18 protein-coding genes are annotated in these 24,827 nt (G+C 59.5%); 3 read left to right on the top strand and 15 right to left on the bottom strand.

Going from position 1 to position 24,827, the window contains the following annotated elements; genetic code table 11:
* Window positions 1–31: 31 nt before the first annotated feature.
* On the bottom strand, window positions 32–796 hold the full coding sequence (locus L6R21_07240; GenBank protein MCK6558979.1) for a class I SAM-dependent methyltransferase: 765 nt from the start codon (window positions 794–796) through the stop codon (window positions 32–34).
* A gap of 2 nt (window positions 797–798) precedes the next feature.
* Window positions 799–1,497 carry a hypothetical protein gene (locus L6R21_07235; protein ID MCK6558978.1) on the bottom strand — a complete coding sequence of 233 codons (699 nt, stop codon included), beginning with the start codon at window positions 1,495–1,497 and terminating at the stop codon, window positions 799–801.
* Between the two features lie 144 nt (window positions 1,498–1,641).
* On the opposite strand from L6R21_07235, the gene L6R21_07230 reads away from it, so the two are divergent.
* On the top strand, window positions 1,642–3,135 hold the full coding sequence (locus L6R21_07230; GenBank protein ID MCK6558977.1) for a hypothetical protein: 1,494 nt from the start codon (window positions 1,642–1,644) through the stop codon (window positions 3,133–3,135).
* Between the two features lie 173 nt (window positions 3,136–3,308).
* On the opposite strand, the gene L6R21_07225 is transcribed toward L6R21_07230, so the two are convergent.
* The 7 genes from L6R21_07225 to L6R21_07195 form a co-directional block, all read right to left on the bottom strand.
* Window positions 3,309–4,349, bottom strand: coding sequence for an NYN domain-containing protein (locus L6R21_07225; protein ID MCK6558976.1), 1,041 nt, complete (start codon window positions 4,347–4,349; stop codon window positions 3,309–3,311).
* A gap of 75 nt (window positions 4,350–4,424) precedes the next feature.
* Complete coding sequence (gene dnaG, locus L6R21_07220; GenBank protein MCK6558975.1) at window positions 4,425–6,284, bottom strand: DNA primase; 1,860 nt, start codon at window positions 6,282–6,284, stop codon at window positions 4,425–4,427.
* 189 nt (window positions 6,285–6,473) lie between these two features.
* Window positions 6,474–7,949, bottom strand: coding sequence for a GAF domain-containing protein (locus L6R21_07215; GenBank protein ID MCK6558974.1), 1,476 nt, complete (start codon window positions 7,947–7,949; stop codon window positions 6,474–6,476).
* Window positions 7,950–8,429: 480 nt separating this feature from the next.
* A complete protein-coding gene (locus L6R21_07210; protein MCK6558973.1) occupies window positions 8,430–9,941 on the bottom strand; it encodes a magnesium chelatase in 1,512 nt (503 codons plus the stop codon).
* Between the two features lie 131 nt (window positions 9,942–10,072).
* Window positions 10,073–11,173, bottom strand: coding sequence for a VWA domain-containing protein (locus L6R21_07205; GenBank protein MCK6558972.1), 1,101 nt, complete (start codon window positions 11,171–11,173; stop codon window positions 10,073–10,075).
* A 103-nt stretch (window positions 11,174–11,276) separates the two neighbouring features.
* On the bottom strand, window positions 11,277–12,113 hold the full coding sequence (locus L6R21_07200; GenBank protein ID MCK6558971.1) for a CPBP family intramembrane metalloprotease: 837 nt from the start codon (window positions 12,111–12,113) through the stop codon (window positions 11,277–11,279).
* A gap of 133 nt (window positions 12,114–12,246) precedes the next feature.
* Window positions 12,247–14,967, bottom strand: a complete 2,721-nt coding sequence (locus L6R21_07195; protein ID MCK6558970.1) for a pullulanase — start codon at window positions 14,965–14,967, stop codon at window positions 12,247–12,249.
* 180 nt (window positions 14,968–15,147) lie between these two features.
* Between L6R21_07195 and L6R21_07190 the strand changes: the two genes are divergently transcribed.
* Both L6R21_07190 and L6R21_07185 read left to right on the top strand, forming a co-directional pair.
* A complete protein-coding gene (locus L6R21_07190) occupies window positions 15,148–15,462 on the top strand; it encodes a tetratricopeptide repeat protein (GenBank protein ID MCK6558969.1) in 315 nt (104 codons plus the stop codon).
* Between the two features lie 141 nt (window positions 15,463–15,603).
* Window positions 15,604–15,987 carry a LysM peptidoglycan-binding domain-containing protein gene (locus L6R21_07185; protein ID MCK6558968.1) on the top strand — a complete coding sequence of 128 codons (384 nt, stop codon included), beginning with the start codon at window positions 15,604–15,606 and terminating at the stop codon, window positions 15,985–15,987.
* A gap of 156 nt (window positions 15,988–16,143) precedes the next feature.
* On the opposite strand, the gene L6R21_07180 is transcribed toward L6R21_07185, so the two are convergent.
* The 6 genes from L6R21_07180 to L6R21_07155 all read right to left on the bottom strand — a co-directional run bounded on the left by L6R21_07180 (window position 16,144) and on the right by L6R21_07155 (window position 24,710).
* Window positions 16,144–17,064, bottom strand: a complete 921-nt coding sequence (locus tag L6R21_07180) for a PEGA domain-containing protein (protein MCK6558967.1) — start codon at window positions 17,062–17,064, stop codon at window positions 16,144–16,146.
* Between the two features lie 9 nt (window positions 17,065–17,073).
* Entirely contained in the window at window positions 17,074–18,222 is a 1,149-nt protein-coding gene (locus L6R21_07175) for a PQQ-binding-like beta-propeller repeat protein (protein ID MCK6558966.1), read from the bottom strand.
* A gap of 104 nt (window positions 18,223–18,326) precedes the next feature.
* Window positions 18,327–21,248 (bottom strand): BamA/TamA family outer membrane protein, encoded by a 2,922-nt coding sequence (locus L6R21_07170; GenBank protein MCK6558965.1) that lies wholly within the window; start codon window positions 21,246–21,248, stop codon window positions 18,327–18,329.
* A 139-nt stretch (window positions 21,249–21,387) separates the two neighbouring features.
* Entirely contained in the window at window positions 21,388–22,419 is a 1,032-nt protein-coding gene (locus L6R21_07165; GenBank protein ID MCK6558964.1) for an AIR synthase-related protein, read from the bottom strand.
* A gap of 74 nt (window positions 22,420–22,493) precedes the next feature.
* Complete coding sequence (gene fabG, locus L6R21_07160) at window positions 22,494–23,246, bottom strand: 3-oxoacyl-ACP reductase FabG (protein MCK6558963.1); 753 nt, start codon at window positions 23,244–23,246, stop codon at window positions 22,494–22,496.
* A gap of 156 nt (window positions 23,247–23,402) precedes the next feature.
* Window positions 23,403–24,710: an AgmX/PglI C-terminal domain-containing protein gene (locus L6R21_07155; GenBank protein ID MCK6558962.1), complete on the bottom strand. Its 1,308-nt coding sequence runs from the start codon at window positions 24,708–24,710 to the stop codon at window positions 23,403–23,405.
* Window positions 24,711–24,827 lie beyond the last annotated feature (117 nt).

Below are 24,827 nucleotides of genomic sequence, written 5' to 3'. Positions count from 1 at the left end.
TAAGTTGCCTTGTCAAGCGATTTTTTCAACGTCACGCATGCAGGTCGGGACGCAGGGCTTGCAACACCACTTGCGTGGGGAATGCCGCTGGCGTCGCCGGCGACGGATTGCCCGAAGACGGGGCTGCGTTCAAGTTGCCGTCCTCATGCTGCCGGACGTCATAGAAGCCGGCCTGGTGGAGGGCGGTGACGTAATCTTGCGGAAAAAAGCGAAACGGACCGGAGCGCATCTCGAAATCGACTTCATAGAAATTGATCTCGAGATGCGCGGGCGATTTGCTGCCCGTGGTCGCCGCGAAGATGTCGGGATAGTGCAGCGACAGCACGATCCGGCCGCCCGGTCGCAGCACGCGGTGCATCTCGCGCAACAGGCCGGGCATGCGCTCGGCATGTTCGCCCGCGACCACGCACAGAATCGCATCGAAGTAGCTGCTGGCCAACGGCAACGATTGTTCAAGATCGCATTGCAGCAGCATTTCCTCGGGGAAACGGCGGTGCGCGGCACGCAGCCGCTCGGCAGAGGCTTCCACGCCCACCCCGGCCGCACCGGCAGCCGCAATCAGCGGCAGGCGGTGCCCGGCGCCGCAGCCCACTTCCAGCACGCGCTCATTGCGCTGCGGCGCGAGCGCCAGCACGGTAAACTTGTCCTGTGCAGTGGTGACGGACAGTGGCCGGTTCGCGCGCAACGTGCGTTGCGGAGCCGGCACCCGGCGCGAGGCCGCGGGCTGGCGAGTTGTTGCCGTCGTGCCGTCATTCTTCTGCTGTTGCAACGCTGCAGGTGCCGCTTTCACCGCCATGGTCATCTCCGCTGAAATTTTTCCAAATTGTCGAGGAAATTTTGAAAGGAAGTCAATTGCGCAATTTCACAGCCGTGGTTTTCGATGCGCGTGCCGCGCGGATATTGCGGGCAAATCGTGCCCGCTGCCAGCCGGCGGAAGCGCTGCTCACACTCGGCGACGGTGGGCGCCGCCGCGAGAAACAAATGCGAGGGCGAACTGGTCAGGCGCACCATCTCCGGCGTCAAGGTTGCCCGTTTGCGCCGCCCGGCCGCCAGCGCAATGCGCCCGCGCAGACGCCCCTTGCTGAAGCCGAACACATAACGCTGATAGCGCTGGCGTTTGCTCCACTGGTCGTGCCCCTCCTGGGAAGGCACCAGTGCCAGGCAGTTCAGCATCGCCGCCGGCTGCGCCACGGCCTCCGGCACATGAAACGTTTTGAGATCGACAACTTCATTCAGAATGCGCAAATCAAAACGGTCCGGCTGGGTGTGCGGCGTCGCGCCTTCACGGCTGAGATGCGGGATGGCGTGCTGACGCAGAAAGCGTGTCAGCGTCGCTTCGCAGGCTTTGCCGGTGGCGATTTTGTTGAACCGCCGGCCAAAGTCCGCGCCGTAGTTCATGCGATCGAACGTGTAGTCCAGCGAGCGGCAGGCATACGCAATTCCGCCAGCCACCTCTTCAGGCAAAATCGCCAGGCAGATGATTTCCTCCACACGCATGGTGCCTCCCCATCGCCTCTGGTTCCTGCTCTTGCTTTGGCCTGATTTTGTGAGTATAATGGCCGGGACCGTCGTCGCGGCCAGTCCTCACGTCGCGCGCAATCCGGACCAAGCAAGCGCTGTCTCACTTTGAACCGCCAACTCATGCCTCCAGCACGAAACAAGCACTCCTCACTGACCTCACGCGAAGTCGATCCAGGCAACCGCCTGAATGACTTGGACAGCCAGCGCTGGCTCACTTTTCAAAAGAGCTGGTTCCTCATGCCGCGGGGGCAGAGTCTTGCGGCCACGGCCGCGGACTTCATCGCGTTCTTCACCAAACAATTCACTGCGCCGGAACAGCGTGCGCGCGTCGGCCTCTTGGCAGAAAACGCCGCGAGCCTGCAACCGGTCGTGTCCGCGCTCGGCCGCGCAGCCATCATTCTGGATGATCTCGACCCGGCTGCCACCCCGCTGGCGCTGGACTATTGCTTGATCGACCTCAGCAGCATCATCACCAGCGCCGCTGCCGACGAGGGCGATTTGCAGCATTGGCAGGCGCGCCTCGCTGTGATCGCGAATCATCTCAAAACCAATTCTTATCTTACCGTCTTCATTCGCAACCAAGATGCCGGCGGCCTGCTGCAACCGCTCGCTTGGCTGTTGGGCAAGGCCGTTGGCCAGACGCTTTCCATGAAAGACGAAAGGATCGGCTGCGAAGAGAAAGAGCCTGACCCATCCTCATCTCAGGCAAACTGGACAACGCTGCAAAATGTGATCTATTGTCTGAACTTTCGCCGCGAAGAGCATCCGCCCGCTGCGCCCTCGTTGCCCACGGTTTCGGTTGCCCCTGGTCACCCGTTGGTTGCCCCTCGCCCTTTGCCCCTTGCGCCGCCCCGCTCCTCCTGGATGATCGTGAAACCGCCGCCGCGCGAGAAAGGCGTGCTGCTGCATCCCGGCAAGTTTCCCGAATCTCTCATTGAAACCTTTTTGAAAGACTTCACCGCGCCGGGCGATCGCGTTCTGGATCCGATGGCCGGCACCGGCAGCGCGCTGCTTGCCGCCCTGGCCCTGGGACGGGAAGCCTATGGCATCGAACTCAACCCGGAGTTTCATCGTATCGCGCAGGAACGCATTGCGAAATATCTGCCGGCCATTCCCGGCCTGTTGGATTCACCCCAATGGCGGCTGATTTGCGGTGATGCCACGGAATCCGCAAGCTATCGCGAGCTTCCCGCACGCTTCGACTACATCATCACCAGCCCGCCTTATTGGGACATGCTGCGCATGAAGGGCGCGGAAACACAACAGAAGCGCAAGGCCGCGGGCCTGCTGCAATTCTATTCCGACGACAGCCGCGACCTGGGCAATCTCGACGAGTACTCCGCCTTTCTCGCCAAGCTGCTCGAGCTCTACCGCTTCCTCGCCGCCAAACTCAGCGCCGGCAGCTATCTCACCATCATTGTCAAAAATGTGAAGAAGCGCGGCCTCATGTATCCGCTAGCGTGGGATTTGGCGCTGGGCTTGCGCCGCGACCTGGCGCTCTGCCATGAACAGTTTTGGTGCCAGAACGATCAAAAGCTCGCGCCCTTTGGCTATCGCTACGCCTGGGTGAGCAACACCTTTCACCATTACTGCCTGCATTTTCGCAAGACCTGAAGCCTGGCCGCGCCTCGGCTGCCGTCAACGAGTGTGCATCCAAAAATGTTCCAGCCTCGACTGAGCCGAGATTGCCGAATCCTCGAACGCCGTGAAATCTCCGAGGTTATTGATACAACAGTCAAGCCGTTGCCGGAACACTGTTGTCAGCGAATCGTGATTTCGGACCAACACTAATTTCCTGAAGGCTCGCCCGCCGGCAGGGCATTGTCGCCGGCTGCACTCTCACCCTGCGTCGTCCGTTCGCGCAACACCTCGGCGGACGCAGTGCCGTTGGCCGCCGCTTCCTCCCGCCCGCTTTCTTCCGCCCCATTATTGTTGTTCTGATTGTTGTTGTTGCGCCAAATGCGATGCTCGTCGCAATACATGTTTTGTTTCGGCGCCGCTTTGTAGGTGGACTCGAATTCCTTGCCGCAGCGGGCGCAGTTGTATTTGTATACCGGCTTCTCGCGTTCGTTTTTGGGAATGAGCCGCAGTTCCTCGAGATAATCTTGAAACCGCAGCACGGGGAAATCGCTGAAGCGTTGCGTGGGCTTGGGAAAAATGTAGTCATAGGCCGCTGAGCCGCCGATGGTCAAGATCAAAATGCGCTTGCCCAATTGCCGCACGCGTTCCAGCGCGGGCTGATAGTCGGCATCGCCGAGGACGGCAATGGCGATATCAAAGGCATTGATGGCGGAGAAATAAAGCATGTCGGTGCCCATCGCCATGTCGATGGTGCGTTCCTTGGGGGTGAAATTGGTCTCGCCTTCGCGCGTGATGCGATCCTGCATCGCCATGAAATGGCCGCGAAAATCGATTTCATGCAAGACCAGATTGAAGCCGAGGGACTCGCTGAGAATGCTGTAGAACTTGCGCTGATCCTCGAGTTTGGGTGCATCCTCGGGATGCACGTTGAAAGGCACGCTGGCGTAGTAATAGGTGCGCACCAAATCGAGCGGCGGCGGCTCGTTTTGCAGCAGGTTTTGGTAATACTGCCGCAGATAGCGCAGCGCCACGACGTTGATCTTGCTGAAGTCGATTTTATAAGGCCCGCCGTGCGCCCGGACGAGCATGTCCTGATTGTGATAAAGCCATGACCCATCGATGAAGGTCATGCAGCGCAGCAGGCTGTGGCGCACATGCGGCCGCGCTGCGCCGCGCACAAATTCGGTTACCCCATGGTCTGCAACCACCCGTCGGCCTTCGTAACCAGCTTCCTGATGTTCCATCATGATTTCCTCGGTTGTCTTTTCGTCTAGTTAATCTGTCGTGCTCTCGTAGAGGTGGTCTCATTACACGCACGGGTTTCAGGCGGCCATGAGAAAATTCTCAGGCTTGATCCTCCGGAGTTGTTCATCGTACTCGTTCAATTGCTGCATCAATTCCGTCACATCCCGGCCGCTGCGGTCGCCGAGTTTGATTTGCTCCAGCAGCGCCTGGCGCTGGTCTTCGATCATGAAGCGTTGCAGCCGGGCCATGCAGTCCGCGCTCCAGCGGCGATAATCGATTTCAATCGCTTCCTTGTGAATGCGTTCGGCCACTTCGTTGATGACTTGGGAAATGAACTCCGCCTGTCGCGGCTCGTTGAAGCTGTGCAGCAGCATTTCCGGCTCGAGCGGCACGGGGCGGTCCAACAAGGCGTAGAAGACCTGCGCCATTGCGCGCGCTTCCGGATCGTGAAAATCCTCCACCCGCATGAAGCTGAAGATGAATTGAATGGCGTTCCAGTGCAGAATCATGATGCGCAGCAGCTCCATCTCCACGGCGCGGCTGCGCTCGGCAAACGGGCGCTGGCCGCCGAGCACGGCTTGGGGATTGGGCTGTGCCGCCGCACCGCCGCGCGCCAGGCGTGATTGCGAACGGCGCAGACGCCCCACCTCCTCCCATAGTGCCGCCTCGCTCACCTGCAGCTTTTCCGCCATGCGATGCACCATCACCTGGCGCTGCAGCGCGTCGTTCATGCGCGCCAACGTAGCGACGATCGAGCGTAGTTGCTCTTCGCGCGTGGCCGGCGCAGCCTCCGCGGTCACTTGGCCGGGGTTGCGCGCCTTGAATTCCAGCAAATCCGGCGCGTTCGTCAGGATCTCCCGCATCGCTGCGGCCGGCTGCCGGCGGAGAAAACTGTCAGGATCATCACCCGCGCTCACCGTCGCCACTCTCACTTGCAAGCCGTTTTCCACCAGGATGTCAGCGCCGCGCAGAGTAGCGGCCGAGCCGGCAGCATCACTGTCAAACAGCAGAATGACGTTGCGCGTGTAGCGCAGAATCAATCGCGCCTGGTGTTCGGTCAGCGCGGTTCCGGAAGTCGCCACCGTGTTCTTGAAGCCGCACAAGTGCATGCGCATGACATCAAGATAGCCTTCGACCACGATCAGACAATCAGCGGCGCGCAGATGCTCTTTCGCCAGCGGAAAACCGTAGAGAATCTGGCCCTTGTGATAAACCGCGGTCTCGGGTGAATTCATGTATTTGGGAGAGTCCTCGCGCTCGGGCGGGATGCGCCGGCCGCCGAATGCCACCACCCGGTCGGAGAGGTTGTGGATCGGAAACATGACGCGGTTGCGAAAGCGGTCATAGTAACCTGCAACCTTGCCTTCCTTCTCGCGCGGATTGAGCAGCCCCGCCTTCACCAACAACTCGGGGTTCACGGACTTTTGGCGGGCGTACTTGTGCAGCTCTTCCCAGTCATCCGGCGCGAAGCCGACACCGAACAGTCGCAACGCCTCGTCGTCAAAACCACGCTGCTGCATATATTCGCGCCCGGCCGCGCCCTTGCTGCTTGCCAGGATCAATTGGAAAAACTCCGCCGCCAGCGCATTGACAAAATACAGCGCCTCCTTTTCCTGGCTGGCAGCGCGATCCTCTGGCTCCGGTTCGGGAATCGCGATGTTGGCGCGTTTCGCCAGCTTGCGCACCGCCTCTGGAAAGCCCACGCCTTCCAGCTTTTGAATAAAAGTGAACGCGCTGCCGCCGGCACCGCAGCCGAAGCAGTGAAAAATCTGTTTCTCGGGATTGACGCTGAAAGACGGGGATTTTTCCGGATGGAAGGGACAAAGCCCGAAGTAATTGCGGCCGGATTTTTTGAGCGAAACGTATTCGGATATCAGATCCACGACATCCGTCGCGAGGCGAACTTCATCTATGATGTGCGGAGGAATTGTAGGCATATCGATTTCGCTACTCTAATATCCCCCGCGCGACGCACGCCCTCCCAAAGTCGATGCCGGCAGGCGCGCAACGCCGTGCCCGCTTACGTTCGGCATCGCGTGCTGCGCCTCCGGCCATTCTGCTATAAAGTTTCGCGCTCGGTTAGGCGAGCGCGTTCATAACGTGTAAATAATACTCGCAGCTTTTGGTCAATCCTGGTCGTCTTCGTCATCGACCTTGCGCTGGCTTTGGTAAAGCTTGCGGCGAATGAACAGCTCGACCAGGTTCTTGTCGAGTTTGCCGCGTTGCGCCTCCTCCTGCAGGATTTGCAGGGATTTTTCCAGCGGCACGGCCTGCTTGTAGGGCCGATCCTGCGCGCTCAGCGCATCGAAAATGTCGGCGATGCACATGATGCGCGCCTGCAGTGGAATTTCGTCGCCGCGCAGTCCCAGCGGATAGCCCGAGCCATCCATCATCTCATGATGGGCGCCGGCATACTTGGGAATGTTCTCCAGATCCTTGGTGAAGGGGATTTTCCGCAAAATCGCCAGCGTGTGCTCGACGTGCTTTTGAATTTCCTTGTATTCCGCCGAGGTGAGATTCCCCTTCACCACCGATAGGTTTTCATATTCCTGCGGGGTGAGATAGTAACGCTCTTCGCCGTTGCTGTCCACAAACGTGCGCTCGCCGATGCGGCGCAAGCGCTCGATTTTTTCGGGAGAGAGATAGCCAGGAATGTTGATGGTGCGCAGAAAATCCAGATCGCTGTCCAGCTCCTTGAGTTGTTCGAGCAGCTTGGTCTCGATCTCGCGCAGGCGGGCCGCGCCTTCGCCGTTCATCTGCACCAGCTCGAATTTCTGGCGCAAGGCCTCGATGATCAGCGAGGACTTGATCGCGGTGAAGCGCTCGGCGATCGTCTCCATCTGGGCTTCGCTGAGCTTGGTCATCTTCTCGAGCACCGCCTCTTTCACGCCGATTTTGCCGATATCATGCAGCCAACCGGCCATCCGCAGTTCTTCCAATTGCTCGGGCGTGAACGTGACGTGCGCGAAGGCGCCTTCGGTTTCATCATTGATGGCCTGGGCGATGCGCATCGAATACTTGGCGACGCGCCCGGAGTGGCCGGCGGTGTGCGGCGAACGCGAGTCAATGGCTTTGGCAGAATACCGCACCAGCGATTTGAACAGCGCGCGGATTTCCTCGATCAGCTTGGCATTGCGGATGGCCACCGCCGCCTGGCTGGCAAGCGACAGAATCAGCGTCTCGTACTCCCTGCGAAACGGCACCACCCGGCCATCGGCATCCAGCGAATTGACCAACTGCAGCACGCCGATGATCTGGTCCTTGTGATCCCGCATCGGCACGGTCAGCATCGACTTGCTGCGATAGCCCATGCGCTTGTCGAAATCCTTGTTGAAGCGGTATTCCACCGTGGGCGGGATGTGATAGACGTCCGCGATGTTCAGCACTTCACCGGTGATCGCCACGAAGCCGGAGATGCTCTCCTTGGTGAGCGGCACGTAGAACGACTTGAACGGAGGAGCGCCGTTGAGCTTCTTCTCCAGGGATTCGGTCTGCGCCACGAGAAAATTTAGCTTATCGTCTTCCTTGATGTAGAGACTGCCGCCGTCGGCGACGGTGAAGCGCCGCGCCTCCTTGACGATGAGCTCGAGTAACTTGTTCAAGTTATGTTCGCTCGATAAAGCTATTCCGATCTGATTCAAGCGCGCAATTTGGGTTTGCAGATCATCATTCACGTCCGACGTGGCGTCAAGGCTGCCCATGTTGTTCCTTTCACGAGTTGTGAGTCCTGATCGTCGGTTGCTATCCTGCGCAGCACACCTTCGGAGAGTGATGGCCCCGGCCTTGCCGTCGCGCCGGCCATATCTTGCAATGAAATTCGGACAACGAATAGAATTGATTCGGGATGCGGACACACGAAGCGGGTTTTCGCGTCAGAGCGGGCAAAGATAAAAAAACGACTTTCGAGATGCAAGAGGCAATCCTTCCCGCGCAGGGCTGCAACGCCACCACACCGGCTCCCGGCCTCGCGCCGGCCCGGTGCAGCGCCTCACCGCCACCCGCCGCTGCCCACCGGCGTCTGCCTGCGCACTCCTGGTGCCAAAGCCGGCGCGCCGGCACCTCCTCCCGGCCAATGCCGGAGACTAGGACTCCTCCTCATCGTCCTCGTCCGGCTCCCGCTTCAGGTTGCTGAACATGCGGTTCAACATGTCGGAATAAGTCCGCAACGGCCCGGTCTCATCGCGGCTCAACATCGAGTTTTGATGCAAGCCCTCCAGCACGAACTCCATGCCGACCGCAAGCTGATCCGGCGACATTTCCCGCGCGCCCGGCAGATACTGCAGCGTCAACTCCTTCAGGCCTTCCACGCTGTTGAGCGTCTTGACGTATTCCTGATTGGCAAGCGTGTCGGAGATGTCGAGCTTGCGGTCTTTTTTGAACCACGCCACCACCTTTTGATATTCGCGGCCGCCCTTCTTCATGGCAGCATAGGGATCGGGGAAATAACCCAGAAAAACCTGTTTGAGTGCCTTGCCCATCAACCCCTTGCTGACATTGGCGGCCCCCTCCTGCTCGCCTTCGTAAACCAGCTCGATCTTGCCGGAGACCGCGGAGAGGGCGGCGTAAAGATCGCACACGCGCGGCACCAGCTCTTGGTCGCCGGTCAGGTAACTGCGGCGCTCGGCATTGCTCACCAAATTCTCCAGGAAGGAAATCGTCAAGCGCGCGGAGACGCCGCTCTTTTGATCGACAAACTCGCTGCGCCGCGCTTCCACCGCCACCTGCTCGATCGCCTGGCGCAGAAAATACGCAATCTTGACCGGCAGGCCGTCGCGCCGCACCCAGGCCTCCTGCGCGGTGATCTGCATGCCGATCTCCACCGTGCGCGGATAGTGGGTGTGAATTTGCGAGCCGATGCGGTCTTTCAACGGCGTGATGATGTTGCCGCGGTTGGTGTAGTCCTCGGGATTGGCGGTGTACACGATCATCACATCCAGCGGGATGCGAATGGGGAAGCCGCGAATCTGAATGTCCTTCTCCTGCATGACGTTGAACAAACCGACTTGAATGCGCGGCTGCAAATCCGGCAGCTCGTTGATCGCAAAGATGCCGCGGTTGGTGCGCGGAATGATGCCAAAGTGAATGATGCCTTCGTGAGCGTAATGCAGCCGCTGTGCCGCCGCCTTGATCGGGTCGATGTCACCGATCAAATCGGCGATGGTGACGTCGGGCGTCGCCAGTTTCTCACCAAAACGCCGGTCGCGCCCGATCCATTCGATCTCGGCTGCCTCGCCGCACTCGTTCACCAACTCCACAGCATATTTTGATACCGGTGCAAAGGGGTTGTCGTTGATCTCGCTGCCCTTCAGAATCGGAACGTGGGCATCGAGCAAATCCGGCAGTGCGCGCAGAATGCGGCTTTTCGCCTGGCCGCGCAGACCGAGCAGGATGAAATCATGGCGCGAGAGAATGGCATTGCACAGCTCGGGAATTACGGTTTCGTCATAGCCGATGATGCCCGGAAAGATTTTTTCCCTACTACGTAACTTCGTCACCAGGTTTTTGCGGACTTCATCCTTGACCGGCAGCACTTTGTAGCCGGCGGCCTTGAGTTGGCCCAGGGTGCGGATTTCCAACAGCGCTTTTGTACTCATGGTCTCTTCGTTACAGGTGAATGATGCGTTTTGGGCGAGTCCCTTGGCCGGCGCCGATCCCGCCATGCGCCGGCAGGTGGACGCAAAACAACCGGCGTGGTGACCGGATTCCGCGCCAGCCGGGTGGGGCTTCAGCGCAAGTGCCGGCGGCGGTTGCGCAAGTAATCGACAAACACGAATTCGCCCAGCCGGTTGAGCGAGGAGAAGTAAGCCCGGCCGCGGTTCGCCTGCGTGAGCTTGTTCACGAAGTCAACCAGCCAGGGATCGTCGGCAATCATGAAGGTGGTGATGGTGGTCTTTTCCCGGCGGCAGAGGACGGCCTCGTCCAGCGTCTTGTTGACGATTTTGCGGTCGAGGCCGTAAGGGTTCTTGTAGATGCGGCCGTATTCGAAGATGGCGGAGGGTTTGCCGTCGGTGATCATGAAGATCTGCTTGTTGACATCGCGCTTGCGCTTGAGAATTGTGCGCGCGAGCTGCAAACCCGCCTTGGTGTTGGTGTGAAACGGCCCCACCGTGACGAAAGGAATGTCCTCCACTTTGACTTCGACAGCGTCATCGCCGAACAACACGACGTGCAGGCTGTCCTTGGGGTACTTCGTCAGGATCAACTCGGAGAGCGCGAGCGCGACGTTCTTGGCGGGGGTGATGCGATCTTCGCCGTACAGCACCATGCTGTGGCTGACGTCGATCATCAGCACCGTTGCGCAGGTGGCGAGATGCTCGGTTTCGTAGATCTCGAGATCATCTTCGGCGATGCGGATCTCATCGAGGCCGGCGCGCTTGATGGCATTGCTGATGGTGTTGGTGAAGTCGATGTTGCTGGGCGCGTCACCGAAGCGGTAGCGCTTGGTTTCGGAGAGCCGCTCGATGCCCTCGCCCGATTTCGGAATCGAATGCTGCCCGCCCATGCGGCTCTTGCGCAACGAAGAAAAGATCTGATCCAGCGAATCCTGGCGGAGGCGTTTGCCGCCGCGCTGGGTCAGGCGGAATTCGCGGTTGACTTCCTCCAGATAGCCTTGCTGTTTCATCCACTCGATGAAATCACCCAGCCCCTTGCCCGGCTCATCATCGAACAGCCGGTGCTTTTGATCGAGCTGCGTAAGCCAGCGCAGCGCCTGGCCCACATCGCCGTCGCTCTGCAGCAGCAACTGGCTGAACAATTTCATCAAATCGTCGAAAGTCAGGCGGCTTTTGTTCTGCTCATCGCGCCATTCGGAATAACGGAAGTTCATGACTCCTGTCCTGTGGGATCGCGCCAGAGTGATTCTGCAAAAAGGTCGGCCAATATGCGAATTTGTTCCTGCAAATGCAAGTCCCAGCCTTTAAGCTGCCGGCTCAACCCGCCGCCGGCCAGGTGCTGGCCGGCTTGCGGAATTCCGCGCGCAGCATGGCGATGCCGGCCGCGGCCAGTAGCAGGCCCAGTGCGTCAAACCACAGCGGCTGGAATTCCACCGCGCCGCTCATGTCCGAAGTGTAGCCGGGAATCTTCAACTGCAGCCAGGAGAGGGCAATCACCGGCAAGGCGTTGTGCAGCGCATGCCCGAACAGACAGGGCACCAGCGAGCGCGTTTCCACAAACCACCAGCCCAAAACCACGCCCGCAACCGCCGCGCTGATGAACTGCCAGGGATTGAAATGGATCAGCGCAAACAGCAGGGCCGAGGCCACGATCGCCTTGCGTACGCTGTAGTTGCCGAGCAAGCCGCGCAGAATCAGCCCGCGGAACAAAAACTCCTCGGTCACCGGCGCGACAATGACCAACGCCAAAACCGTCGCCCATACGCCCTTGCTGGGATCGAAAAGCTCTTTCAACAGATCGGCCAGCCAGTTCGGCACCGGCAGCACCAAACGCAGAAGATTGTCGCACTCGGAAAGCAGAATGTTCATGCCGAGAATCGTCAACGTCATCGGCAGCCACAGCGCAGCCGCCACCGGCTTCAGGGGAAAGAGCTCCCGAAACGTGGCGCGTGCCCGCCGGCCGCCCCACAGCAAAGTCAAACCGATCGCCACCGTGTTGGCCAATGCCAGCACCAGCGGCTGTGCCTTCACCGGAATTTGCAGGACGTCGCCGATCAGGCTAATCGGGATACTCGCTAAAGTGAGCAGGAGAATGACTATGCCCAAAAGCCCAAAGGCCTGCGGAAGATTGGGATAGGTTTGCTCTTGTTCCATGCAGCAGTACTCCGGGAAAACTGGCGTGGCCGTGAAGTTCTTTGCCGGCTTGGTTCTGGGTTCGCTGGCAGTCTGGCAGACTGCGCTTCGTCGAAATCTCGGCTGAACCGCTACTCACCCTCTGCAAGCAACGCTACTCCCGCACCCAGATTTTGACGCTCTGCTTGGGCACGGTCAAATCAATGGCAGACAGCGGCCGCAGCTCGCTGTCCGCATGGCCGGCAATGCCGTTCGCATGATCGACCTGATCTGCATCCGCCACCAGGCGCCAGCGTGAACGAAGCGGCAGCGTGACTTTGGCAAAGGTGGCCTCTTCGTCGGCGGTATTGACCAACACCAGCAGCCGATCGCCAATCGAATAGCCCAGCAGCCTCTCGTTCTCCGGCAGGAACCATTTGAGGTAATCACTTGCCGGTTTGGTGGAGAGCCGGCAGACTTTACCGTACCTGCTATTGCGCAATGCGATCAGGCCGCGCCAGTATCGGTACATGTTGTCATAATTGCATTTGATTTGGCCGTTGTCGTCCCCGCGCTGCCGGCCTTTCGTTTCCCACAGAAATTCGTTGGCGGCGCGCAGGTTGTAGGTGTCGCGCTTGCCGTGCAGGAAGATGGGGCCGCTGCGCGTCTGCTTGATGACTTCTTCCAGCGGCGCGGCGCCCTTGCTGCGCATGATCTCGGTGCCGCCGTGCAACACAATCGGCCCGAGGGAGGTGAACAGCATGGCGGCCGCGATTTTGAAGGGGCCTTCATCGACGCCCTGGCGGCCGTCCCAATCGTGCAGCGCGAAGCGGTCCGCCATCGCCCAGTTGTCGTGAATGTCGAGATAGTTGATGCCGCTCAATGGCGTGTGCTCGGTCTCGAAACTGGCAGCAACCGCGAGCTGCGCTTCGGCGCGCCGGCCGTTGCCGCCGGCATAGCCGCGATCGGTGAGTTTGTTTTTGGGATTGTCCGGCGGGCCGTGAATGGCGTTGCGAAAATCATCATCAAAATAAGTAATGGGCGCATCGATTTTGTACCAATCCCAGTCGGGATTGGCCTGAAAGTCGGGGTCGCTGGAATCGATCCAAGGCTCGCCGTAGAGAATAATGTCCGGCCCCAGCACTTGGCGCAGGGCCAGCAGCGTCTGCTTGTCGGTCAGGCCGGCGAGATCAATGCGAAAGCCGTCGACGCCGTATTCCTCCACGAAGAACTGGCACTGATCGATGATCCAGCGCTGTACCATCGGCCGGTCTTCCGATTTGGTTTCGTTGCCGAAGGCGCCAATGAGCTGCAACTGGCCGTCAGTGCGGTAGTAGTATTGCGCGTCGAAGGCCTTGAAGTTGAAAACGAAATCACGCTCGTCGATGTTCTCGGCGGTGTGATTGAAGACGAAATCCAGAATGACGGCGATGCCCTTTTTGTGAAAGGCGGCCACCATGTCGCGAAACTGCTGGTTTTGCGCGCCGTGCTCCGTGCCCTTGATGCGGTAGCGATTCTCCAGCGCAAAGAAGTTCGAGATGCGATAACCCCATTGGTAGTTTTCCCGGTTGATGCCGCGCGCGCTCATGTAGGGGTCATGCTCAAACGCCTCCCGCCATTCCTCGTCGGGATAGTGCATGAACTCCTGCACCGGCAGCAGATGCACGGCGGTGATGCCGAGCTCGACCAAATGATCAAAGCCGATCTTCTCGCCCGCGGCGTTGCGCAGATTGGGCTCCATCATGCCGGCAAAGGTGCCTCGCTTGTTTTCCGCCAAGCCGGTGAGGCCGGTGGTGAAATCCTGCACATGGACTTCATAGGCAATCAGATCAGCCATGGCGGGCCGGCCTTGGGGCAAAGGCGGCGGCGGCTTCACCGGAGCGCACACGCGGCTGCGGCCTTGCGCATCGACGTTGGCGCGGGCATACGGATCATTGACGTGCACCGGCCGCTGTTCAAAAAAGTAATTGCCCGGGTCATTCGGTCCGTGCACGGTGAAATCGTAATATTTGCCCACCTGATTGCCCGGCACCATTGCCTGCCACACGCCCAGCTCATTCTTGGTCATATCCAGAGTTTGCAGCGCCTCCGAGGTGGGTGTCTCATAGAGGTAAAGTTTGACCAGCGTGGCGCGCGGTGCAAATACACGAAACACCGTCTGGCCGACGGCGTCAGCGAAGAATGCCCCCAGCTTCTGGTTGGAATAGAGATGGCGAAAATAGCCGCTGAACGAGGCCACGGCTTTCTGCTGCAGTTTGACGGCTTCGACGTGGTGGACGCGCGCCAAATCCAGCGCCGCATCAACATGCAGATGCAGTTCTGCTGGCGTGACGCGCAGCACAGCCGCCACTGGAATGACATGGCCATCCGCCTGCACCAGGCGATAATCCGCTGCATTGAGCGAAAGCTCCTGTTTGCTCCCGGAAATCAACAGACGAACGTAATGCGGGTTTACCAGCTCTGCAGACAGCCGCAGCACTTTCTCCTCCGGTTTGAAAACCAAATTTCCGGCCTTTTGATTGGGCGCGGCGACCGGCACCGGCAGCCATTCCCCCTCATCGATGCGGAACTTGAACTGCATGCCGGGCACCAGCTTGGGAACCTTCGCCGGCAAAACTGCCAGTGTCCACACTGTGGCCGCGACTTGCTCGCGCTGCAACGCCCATGCTTGATCGGCCATCTCCTGGCTCCAGCCGCGCATCTCACCGGTGACCTGAACCTGCCTCGGCTTGACGCCATAAAGCGCTTCATCAAAAACAAAAATCACTTCTTCTCCACTCGCGCGGTAGCCCTGCAAGCGTTCGGTCGCCGTGAACGAGGCCTGCGCGTAAAGATCGACACGCGCCATGAATACCGCGAGGAGGTAGGGAGAACAGCCAATGAATTTTCGCAACACTGCCAGACTCCTGGAATTGGTTAGGTCAGTTGCCGCATACCGGCAGATGGTGCAAGATAGAAAAAATTGTCTGTCAACCAAGCTGATTCTGCGTGCGCCGCGCCCGCCGAGATTCGCGCTTGCATCTGTGCGCCGGGGCAGTTATGTTGGGAAAAAGCCAACCCCAAAGCCGAGCCTGTCATGGATACCACCCGATTGGAAAAGTTGCTGCAAAGCCTGGCCGCCGATCCCGCCGATGCCTTCACCCGCTATCTGGTCGCGCTGGAACTCACGAAGCTGAACCGGCCGGAAGAGGCACTGCCCCATTTCGAACGGCTCGTCGCCGAGCACCCGGCCTATGTGCCGACCTATTATCAATATGCCCATCTGCTGGAATCGCTCAATCGCATTCCGGAAGCGATCGCGATGTATCGCGCCGGCCTGCAGGCCGCACGCCATGCCGGCAATCACCACGCCGCCAGCGAATTGCAAGCCGCGCTGGATTTGATCGAATAGCCGCAGCCGCCGGAAAGCGGCGGAGGCAAGATTTCTGTTGCATCTTGCTGCTTATCCTTGCACATTTCCGGCCGTTGAATGCGAGTGCAAGCAGAAGCAGTGCCCATTTTGTTACAACATTCTATGAAAGGAGATTGGATCATGGCATTGAAAGAGAAGTATCAGGACTTGCTGGACTTGGGAACCAAGCTGCAGGTCAAGGATGGAGACGTTCGGGAAGAGGGCGGCAAGCTGCACATCAAGGGAACGGCCACATATCAATTGGACAAGGATCTGCTCTGGGACAAGATCAAGACCTACCCCAATTGGGAAAACGAAATCGCGGCCGACATCAAGGTGGAGAAAACGGACATCTACGGCATCTACACCGTGAAATCCGGCGACACGCTGTCCAAGCTGGCGAAACAGCTCTTCGGCGATGCCAAACGCTACATGGAAATCTTCAACCTGAACAAAGACATTCTCAGCAATCCCGACCTGATCAAGGTCGGCCAGAAGTTGAAACTGCCCTTCAAACAACGTTGACGCCGGCGCACACGGCGCGGCGCTTGCAGCGCGACTGTTTGCGGGTGGATTTTTCCAAGGCCTGGTTGCCAATCGGCGCCAGGCCTTGGCGTTTTGGTGCTACCCTTGCCCCCGAAGATCCGGGTTGAAGCCACCCCCGGCCCTCAACCGCAGCGATCACTTCCGCATGGATTGCAGAAAGCCATAGAATGAGAATGCAAAGCTGACTTGAAACGTCGCAAAGGCGGCGCCGGAATAGCGGTCATAGCGCCGGGCGCGCGCGTAGTGACTTTCCCGCCCGGCCGGATCACCGAAGTTTTGATACTGCCGGTAAGCCTGATCGGCCTCGTGTTTGAAGTAAATGGCGGCAACACTTGCTGCCAAACTCACCCCCGCAGCAACGTAGGTCATTCGCCGGTAGCGCGCTCGGCGGCGGTCGCGCGCGTGGAGTTCCTGTTCCAGTTGGGAGGCCAACACCAGGTCTTTTTCAAGGACAAGGTCAAAGCGTCGCACCGAGACGGCCAGCGGCGTTTCCCCCGCTTGCGGCCCGAGTTCGAGCACGCGGCCATGATACCCTTCCAGCACGACTTCCACAGTGGCGGTTGCCTGCTCCGGCAAGCGCAAGACCAATGGGGTCGTGCCTTCCAATTTCTGATCCCGCCAAACTTGCGCGCCGTAAGGACTGGAATTGATGAAATAACTGCGATAGAATTCCGCTGTCAGCTCTAACGTGTCACCGGCTGAAACCGTCACGCGTTGCACCCAATCGGAATCAAGCCAGCTCGAAGAATCACTGCGGCGCACGCCGAACTCATGTTCGCCCGCAAGGACGGGGAAATGGCGCACGGGCGTCACACCGATTTGCGCCTCATCGAGAAATGCCGGCAAGCCGGGATGGCGGCAGAGAATCGAAACGAAGGCAAAAGCAGAATCAGCTTTTGCGCTCTGTGCCGGCAACTGCGCGAAGGACAACGCGATCATCACCACTGCGAGACTGGCCCGGCCCTGCCACGAAGCGATGCGCCGTGGCCACTGCCAGGGGCAGCCCATGGCGCAGCGTGCGGGCAGCTTCTTGCGCAAAGGCAAATGCGTCAACATGACCACGACTCAGTCTCCGCCGGCCGGGCGTGGCGACCCAAAAATGTAAAGCTCACGATCTTCACTGGCGAGAATCAAATGCCCCTGCCACAGAATGGGATTGGTGCGCACGCGGCCATGCAACTCCTGGCGCCAGATCAACTCGCCATCCCTGGCATGAATCGCATAGAGATGGCGGTCGAGCGCGCCAAAGAAAACGGTTTCGCCCGCGAGCAATGGCGAGGTGCCAATGACGCTCAGCGCGCGCGACTCCCACATGAGCCGGCCCGTGGCCGGCGCCAGCGCGCGCAAACGGCCATCGGCACAAGCCAGAATGAGCAGACTGTCATTCACCGCGGGCGCGTGAAAAACGCGACCGGGATTGGCAAAGCGCCACAGAACCTCGCCCTTGAACAAATCCAACGCCACCACCTGATCGCGCGCGGTGCCGATGAAAACGCGCTGCCCCTGAATCACAGGCGTGGCCAGCACCGGCCGTTCGAGATCGGTTTCCCAGATTTTCTTGCCGGACTCGGGCCGCAGTCCATAAACCATGCCGTCATCCGCGGCGACGACCAACACGCCCTCGCCGAGGGCCGGCGAAGCATGCAACTGCGCCCGGGTTTTGAATTGCCAGCGCCGCTGGCCATCGCGCAGGCGGTAGGCATCGACGTGCTGGTAAAGCGCTGCGACAAACAGCAGGCTGTCTGCGATCAATGGCTCGCTGGCAATATCACCGGCATCAATCGACCACCGGCGCTTGCCGGTGGCAAGATCGAAATGCGCGAGCGTGTGTTTGCCGTAGCGCATCGCAATGACAATCGAATTGGAGGTTGCCGTGAGTGTGCCGGCGTTGCCCTGAGGCAGTTTCCATTTGCGTACGATTTCGTGTTTCTCCAAATCGACCACGTAGATGCGGCCGTCGAGCGTGGGCGCGAACAGAAAACCGCGGGCGACAAAAAGGTTTTGCGCCGCAGCGGAGGACAGCTTGAGGCGGGCAAGCTCCTGCAGGGGCACAGTGAGAGATTCGGCGCGCGCCGAAGTGCGGCGGGTATCGAAACCGGCGATGCGCCAATCCTGCTGCGGATGGTCCGGCAGCTGCAATTGCAGCGGGGCTTTGGAGCAGCCGGCGAGCATCACCAAAATCAGCAAACAACCAATCGGAAACTTTTTGAACATTCTCTTTCTTTTTCCATGCACCGGCGAATGGATCACCGTTTCATTGCCTGCCACTTCCGCCGGAGTGATCCCCTCCTCTCCTGCCCCGGGCTGGTTATCTTTGGTCAAAAATCCCACCCGAAGAAAAACTGCTGATAGACTCTGCGGTCGAGTTTGAGTTTGCCGGGCGCGAGTCCGCGATCGATTTCATTCCAATAGAAGCGCCGGCCGATGTCGTACCGCAACACCAGAAAACCGCCGACGCGCAATCGCACCCCGAAGCCGGTGCTGCCGAGAATGCGGTCGAGCTTTTGATCCCAGGCATTGCCGGCGTCGACGAACAGGGCGCCGCGAATCGAGCTGAAGCCCAGGCCGCCAAAGGGAAACGCCACGGCAAAGCCGTCAATGAACGGAAAGCGCAATTCCTGGCTGACCAGAAACGTCTTCTGGCCCCAAATGCGCCAGCGGGGATAGAGCCGCAAATCCCAACTGCCGCCCATGAAAAAGGGATAAGCCTCCTTGCCGTGATTGTACTGCGTCTGCAACCGCACGGCATAGGCATTGCGCAAACCCAGCCGGAAATAGTGGCGATAGTCGGCCAGAATGGTGTAGAAGTTGACGTTGGAATGGCGCACATCAACGGTGTAGCCCAGCGAGAAGTTGAGGCGCCGGCCATCCACCGGCCCGGAGGGGCCCCACAGCGAATTGTCCTTCACGTACGAAACGAAATTGGAGACCAGCAAGGCATCGCGCGCGACCGAGATGCCCTCCCAGCGTTTGTGGGATTGCCGCACATTGATACTGGCCTCGACGCGTTCGAACACGCTGAGCGGATAGCTGAGCGCGCCAAAGCCGCCGTAGCGCCGTTCGAAGAAGTAGCCTTCGGCATAGTTGTAGTAGCGCCCGGCAAAATGATAAAGCCCAAAGGCATGATTGGCGCGCTTGGAGAGATCGAAGCGGCTGACCGCGAGGTTGAAGCTTTCCAGGAATTCGCTGCGGGTTTGCGCGTTGTTGAACACCAGGAAATGATACTGCTCGTTGCCCAGCATGTCCGACATCGCGAGCTGCGCGCCGCCGGCGGCGCCGAAAATCGGATCCTGCGTGATCTGGCTTTGCGCGATATCGAGGCTGAATTTGCGCTTGTAGGAAAACTGCGTCGGCGACATTTCGCCGTTGAGCTTGGGAATGGCCCACGGCGGCCGGCGAACGTGCAGCGTATCCACCACGCTGATCTTGGCCTCGTCGAAGACTTCCGGCACGTTTTCCAGTTCGCGAATCTGAAAATTGAAGCGCTCGAAGGCGGTGAACAGCAGACTGCCCTTGTCGGTCCATTCGGGATCGAACGCGCCGGTGGTGAAGCTGGTGAGTTTGCGCATCTCGGCGGCACCGTTGATGGCGCGCGGATACAACGGCGCGGGCGCGAGGCCACCGTTTCTGTAGGGATTGTCGATGCTCGCGGTGGTGGCCACCTGAATCTCCTGGTGCGGCACGCGCAGCATCCAGATGTTGAACGCGCCGTCGCGGTCGGAAGTCAGCGCCAGCGCCCGGCCGTCCGGTGACCATGCCGGCGCATAGTCACGATGGTTGCCGTAGGTCGCGTATTCGATCTCGCCGTTGTCAAGATGGTAGAAGAAGAGATTGTAGGCGCCCTGCCGGCCGTATTCGGTGCGGTCGGAGGAAAAAGCCAGCACGCGGCCATCCGGCGACCAGGCGGGATCACGGTCGTCATAATAGTCGTTGGTCAGCTTCGTCAGGCCTTCGGTGCCGGGATCGAGCAGGTACAGATCGCGCAGGCCGCCAAAGCCCGTGGCCGCAAACGCCAGACGATTGCCGTCCGGCGACCAGTTCGGCGAGCTCATGGTGACGATTTCATCGAATTGATGCCGGCTGACGATCTTCTTCTGGCTCAGCGAATAGACGTAGAGCGCGTCATGCCCCTTGCTCTTCGAAACGAACGCCAGCAAACCGCGGCTGTTGACATCGAGCTTGCTGCGCAGCAGATTGAAGGCTTCGAACTCGGTGGTGCGTTCACCGTCCACCAGGGTCTCGAGATGCTGCTTTTCCGCGCGCTCCGGGCCGTAGGGGATGCGATAGATGTTCGAATAGCCGACGCGATTGGACATGAATACGATCTCGCGCTGCTCGCCGTAACCGGCAAACGCCGGCTTGGTGCTGATGCCCTTGTCGGTGAGGTGGCGGGTGATCATGCCGGGCGCGTCATTCTCCTCCATCAGCGGATATTTTTCCTTCTTGAGATGATAGAGCCAGACCTTGTCGAACTCGCGATAATCGACGCCCAGGGTGAGTTTCATGACGTCGGAGAAATTGTCGGCCTTCCAAATGTTCTCGATCAACTGCAGCAGCTTTTCTTCACCGTAACGCTCGGCGATGAACTTGCAGATGGCCTGGCCTTCCTTGTACATCAAGAAAGTGCCGTAAATGCGATACATCTGGCTCAACGGCACGAGATGGCCGGCGAGCACGGCGTCGCGGATGAACATCTCGGCTTCGCTGTCCCATCCCTCCGACCAATACTCGGCGATGCCTTCGGTGAACCAGAGCGGCAACCCGGCATGCTGCGTGCGTCTGTGATCTTTCAGAATGCGATTGGCGCGGCCATGCGTGAAGACGTGCACCAATTCGTGATTGATGACGTGTTCGAACTCCGACAAACTGCCGGTGGCCGGAATCACCACGCGGCCTTTCAGAAACTCGAAGAAACCGCCCACGCCTTCGGGAATCAGGTTTGGGATGGTGTTGGTCTGTTGAAAGTGAAAATGATTGGAATAGAAAATCAGCGGCAGCGGATGATTGAAGCTGTAATTGGTGAGATTTTCCAGCCGGCTGTAGGCCTCTTCGGCATAGGTGGCGCCGATTTCCGCCAGCTCCCGCATCTCGGGATAGAAGTAGATGTCAAAATGGCGGGTTCGGAGAATTTGCCATTCGAAATAATTGTACTGCACTTTGTTGCGGCCAAAGTAATATTGCCCTTCACTCGTGGCCGTCCAAGCCAGAAGGACAAGCAGCAGCAGCATCCGTCTTTTCATGCCAGGCTCCGGGGGCTAGCTTCACATGCGGAGTTTGAAAACAAGTTACTCTGGCGGAGTGATTCGAAATCTAGCGTTTGCCGCTAGAGAGTCAAGCCAAAACTCCTGAACGGCCCGGCGCGCCGGCGCCGGGTTTTCCTCAAGAGAGTATTGCGACGAGCGGATCACGCGCCGGGCGCGGCAGTTTGACGCGCTCGCCGCCCTCAACCAGCCATCTCCCCTCGCCTGCTTTGAGGACCTGGCCGATGCGTTTTGCGGGGATGTTGGCAAGGCGCAACTTGCCGAGCACCGCCTCGCAGCCGCCGGGTTCGCCCACGATCACCAGCGCGCCCGGCGCAAACACGGCGAGGGGATCCACGCCAAAATAGTCACACAGCAGCTTGGCTTCAGGGAGAATCTCGATCTCAGCGAGATTGATTTCGAAGTCCAGAGTGGCATAATCCATCATGTCATGCAACACGCCCGCCAAGCCCGCTTGAAAAAGATCGCGCAGCGCGTGTATGCCGTTCACATTCCAGGCGCAGCGCGCCTCGGCCAGCACACTCGCCTGCGTTGCCGCTGCAAGTTGCTGGCAGCGTCTGGCAAACTTGAGATCAAAAGCCTCGGATAACTCCTCTTCCTTTGCATTTGCCATCAGCGCCGCAGCCGCACCCGCCAAATCCTTGGTGAGGATGAGGTGATCACCCGCCTGAATGCTCTGCGGCAGACACGGCTGCTGCGCGGCCAAAAGTGCAAGCATTTGGCATGCCACCAGCGGTTCGCGCATCCCGGGCAGGCAGCGTGATTGTTCGCCGCGCCAACTCACGTTCAGCTTCCTGGCGAGGCTGGATATTTCCTGCCCCAGAGGGTTCTGTTCCGCCGCAGGATTTTGGTCTGCCGGCAGCAGCAGCGTGGCCCACAGGCTTTGTGGCTCGCCGCCATGACAGGCCAGGGCATTGGCGAGCGCCTGCACCGAGTAGATGCCGGCAAAATCCACCAACGCAGTAAATGCAGTGGAGATGAGCAGCCGCTGTTCGGCCAGCGTGAGAATGCCATCCGCCGCATGGTGCGCAGCACCGGCCGCCAAGCCGCCGCGGCTCCCCGCCGCCCGCCATGCTCGTGCCAGTGCCTGCAACTCCCGCAGCGTGGCCGCTGGCACGGAATCTTCACGATATTTGCGCGAACTGGGCATGACGGCAATTTTGGAATGAACCGGCGCGTGCCGATGGTTGCAGAACATACGGTTTGAAGCTGGCGCGCGGCGCCTCAGCCCGCCAGCACGTTTCCGCCATTCACGTTGAGAATCTCACCGGTAATGTATGATGCCAAAGAAGAAGCAAGGAAAATGATCGGCGCGGCGATCTCCGCAGCCGTGCCGGCGCGGCGCAGCGGTATCAAGGTGGTGATCTTCTCGCCCTCTTCCGCCAGCGCCTCATTCGACATGTCGGTGGCGACCCAACCCGGGGCCACACAATTCACCGTGATGTTGAACGGCGCCAACTCCGGCGCCAGCGATTTGGTGAAGCTGATGATCGCGCCTTTGGTGGCGGCGTAATGGGAATGAAACGCCTCGCCGCGCTGGCCGGCAGTACTGGCAATGTTGATGATCGTGCCCTGCCGCCGGGCCTTCATATGCGGCGTCACCAGCCGGCAGCAGTTGTAAATGCTCTTGAGATTGACCGCCATGGTCTCATCCCAAACCTGCTCCGGCATGGTATCGATCGCGCCATAGGTCCAAATGCCGGCGTTGTTCACCAGTACGTCGATCTGGCCGAAGCGGCGCAGCACGGCGGCAACCATGCGCTCGACTTCGCTGTGGCGACTGACCTCCGCCTGAAAACATTCCGCCTGCCCGCCGCCGGCGTTGATTTCCGCGACGAGCTGCTCGGCCGCGGCCTGCGCGCGATGGTAGTTGATGGCAACCGCTGCCCCGGCCCGCGCCCCCAACTGCGCCGCCGCTGCGCCAATGCCGCGACTGGCACCGGTAATCAACATCACCTTGCCGCTGAGATCGATCATTTGGTCCATCCGGTTTGCGTGAACCAGCTTCGTGAAATTGAACGCGGCAAAATACGGACTGGCGATGAAAAAGTAAAGCCGGACTTGCATCAGCAAATCCGGCTTGCGGGGAACGCCAGAGTCGTCAACTCAGCAGGGTCGGGTAGGCCAGCGTGATCAATAGCCAAACTTGTAGGTCTGTTTCAGCGTCACATCCGGCGTGGACGGATCCATTCTGCCGAAATCGTTCCAGCGCAGAATCTTTCGCAGAATGCATTTGTCCAAATCCGACAAGTTCAAAGTGGAGGAAATCACACTGGCTTCGATGACCTTGCCAGTGTGCGCGACGGTGAAGCGCACCGAAACCTGGCCTTTCAAAGTCGGAGAGGTTTTCAGCGCCTGGCGGTAGCAGTCTTGAATGGCGGCACTGTGTGACATGACGATTTCGCGCATGCGCTCGGGATCGCGCGTCGCCATATCGCGCGGCCGCCGGCGCGCCAGCCCGGTGACGCCGGGGATTGCGGTGTCCTCCACCAAGCTCTCGACCGGCTCGACTCGCTGGAACTCCCGCGTGGCCTTCACTTCCTTTTTGGGCGCGGCTGCCAGGTTGGTCACGATTTCCTCGGCCTGCACGCCCGAAGCGGTATGGCGCTCGCCACGCACTTCGCGCTGAGCAATCATCACCTTCTGGGAATCAAAGCCGCCGTGGCCGAGCAACCCGCCGCCGGCACCGCCCACCGGCGCGCCAAAATAGTCCTGGCCTACGCGCGGCACCCGCAGCGTCCTCACTTGCGACAGCACTTGTTCGAGATCATTGGCCTGTGCGACGCCGTGCTCCAGCACGTCCTGCACCGGCTGATACGACACAAACCGTCCGCCCGGCACGGCAAAATTACTGTTGCTGGTCAACAAGCCGAGCAAGCCCACGCGTCCCACTTCTTCAGACAAGGCTTGCCGTGCCCGTTCGCGCGCCGCTGAGGAAATGCGGCGGTGCACTTCACTGGCTTCACGCGACACGCCGCGGGCTTCGGGCGTGCCCGCGCCCGGCCGCAGACCCGGATTCATCGCCGGCGGTTCGCCCGTTCCCATCACCTCGCCCATGATGGAAGGCACGTATTCCGAAGCGTACAGCAACAACTCATTCGGCGTCGGGCTTTCGCCGGGCTGCTCCACTTCGAATTCCGAGAGAAACGTCTCCGCATACTTGGCTTGCAGCCGTGCGACTTCGGCTTCGGTCGTGCCCGGCTTATGCAACCACAACTCATAGACGATGATCAGCGGCTCGAAAATCATGACCAGAATAAGAATGGCCATGAAACGCCGGTCCATGGTCTCCCAAAAGTGACGGTTGAATTCTTTGGGAAAGCTGGTGATGACTTCGTCATCTTCCACCGGCGGGCGGGAGGTGCGCGGTGGCCCATCCTCTGGCGGGGTTGGGAACTCCGAGGCTTGTTCAAGTTGAGCGCTGTCGTACAAATGATCCACGTGCTGAGCTCCAACGTTTGCTGAGCGTCAATAAAAAGACAAATTCCGAAACCGTAATTGCCATTTACGGATTGGTGCAGCGGAAGCCCGCCTAACTCATTATTCGAGATTGTTTAG

This window comes from bacterium (assembly GCA_023150945.1).
Classification (GTDB): domain Bacteria; phylum Zhuqueibacterota; class Zhuqueibacteria; order Zhuqueibacterales; family Zhuqueibacteraceae; genus Coneutiohabitans.
Note: the sequence above shows the minus strand (reverse complement) of the source record. Positions and strands in the feature narration are given on the sequence as shown.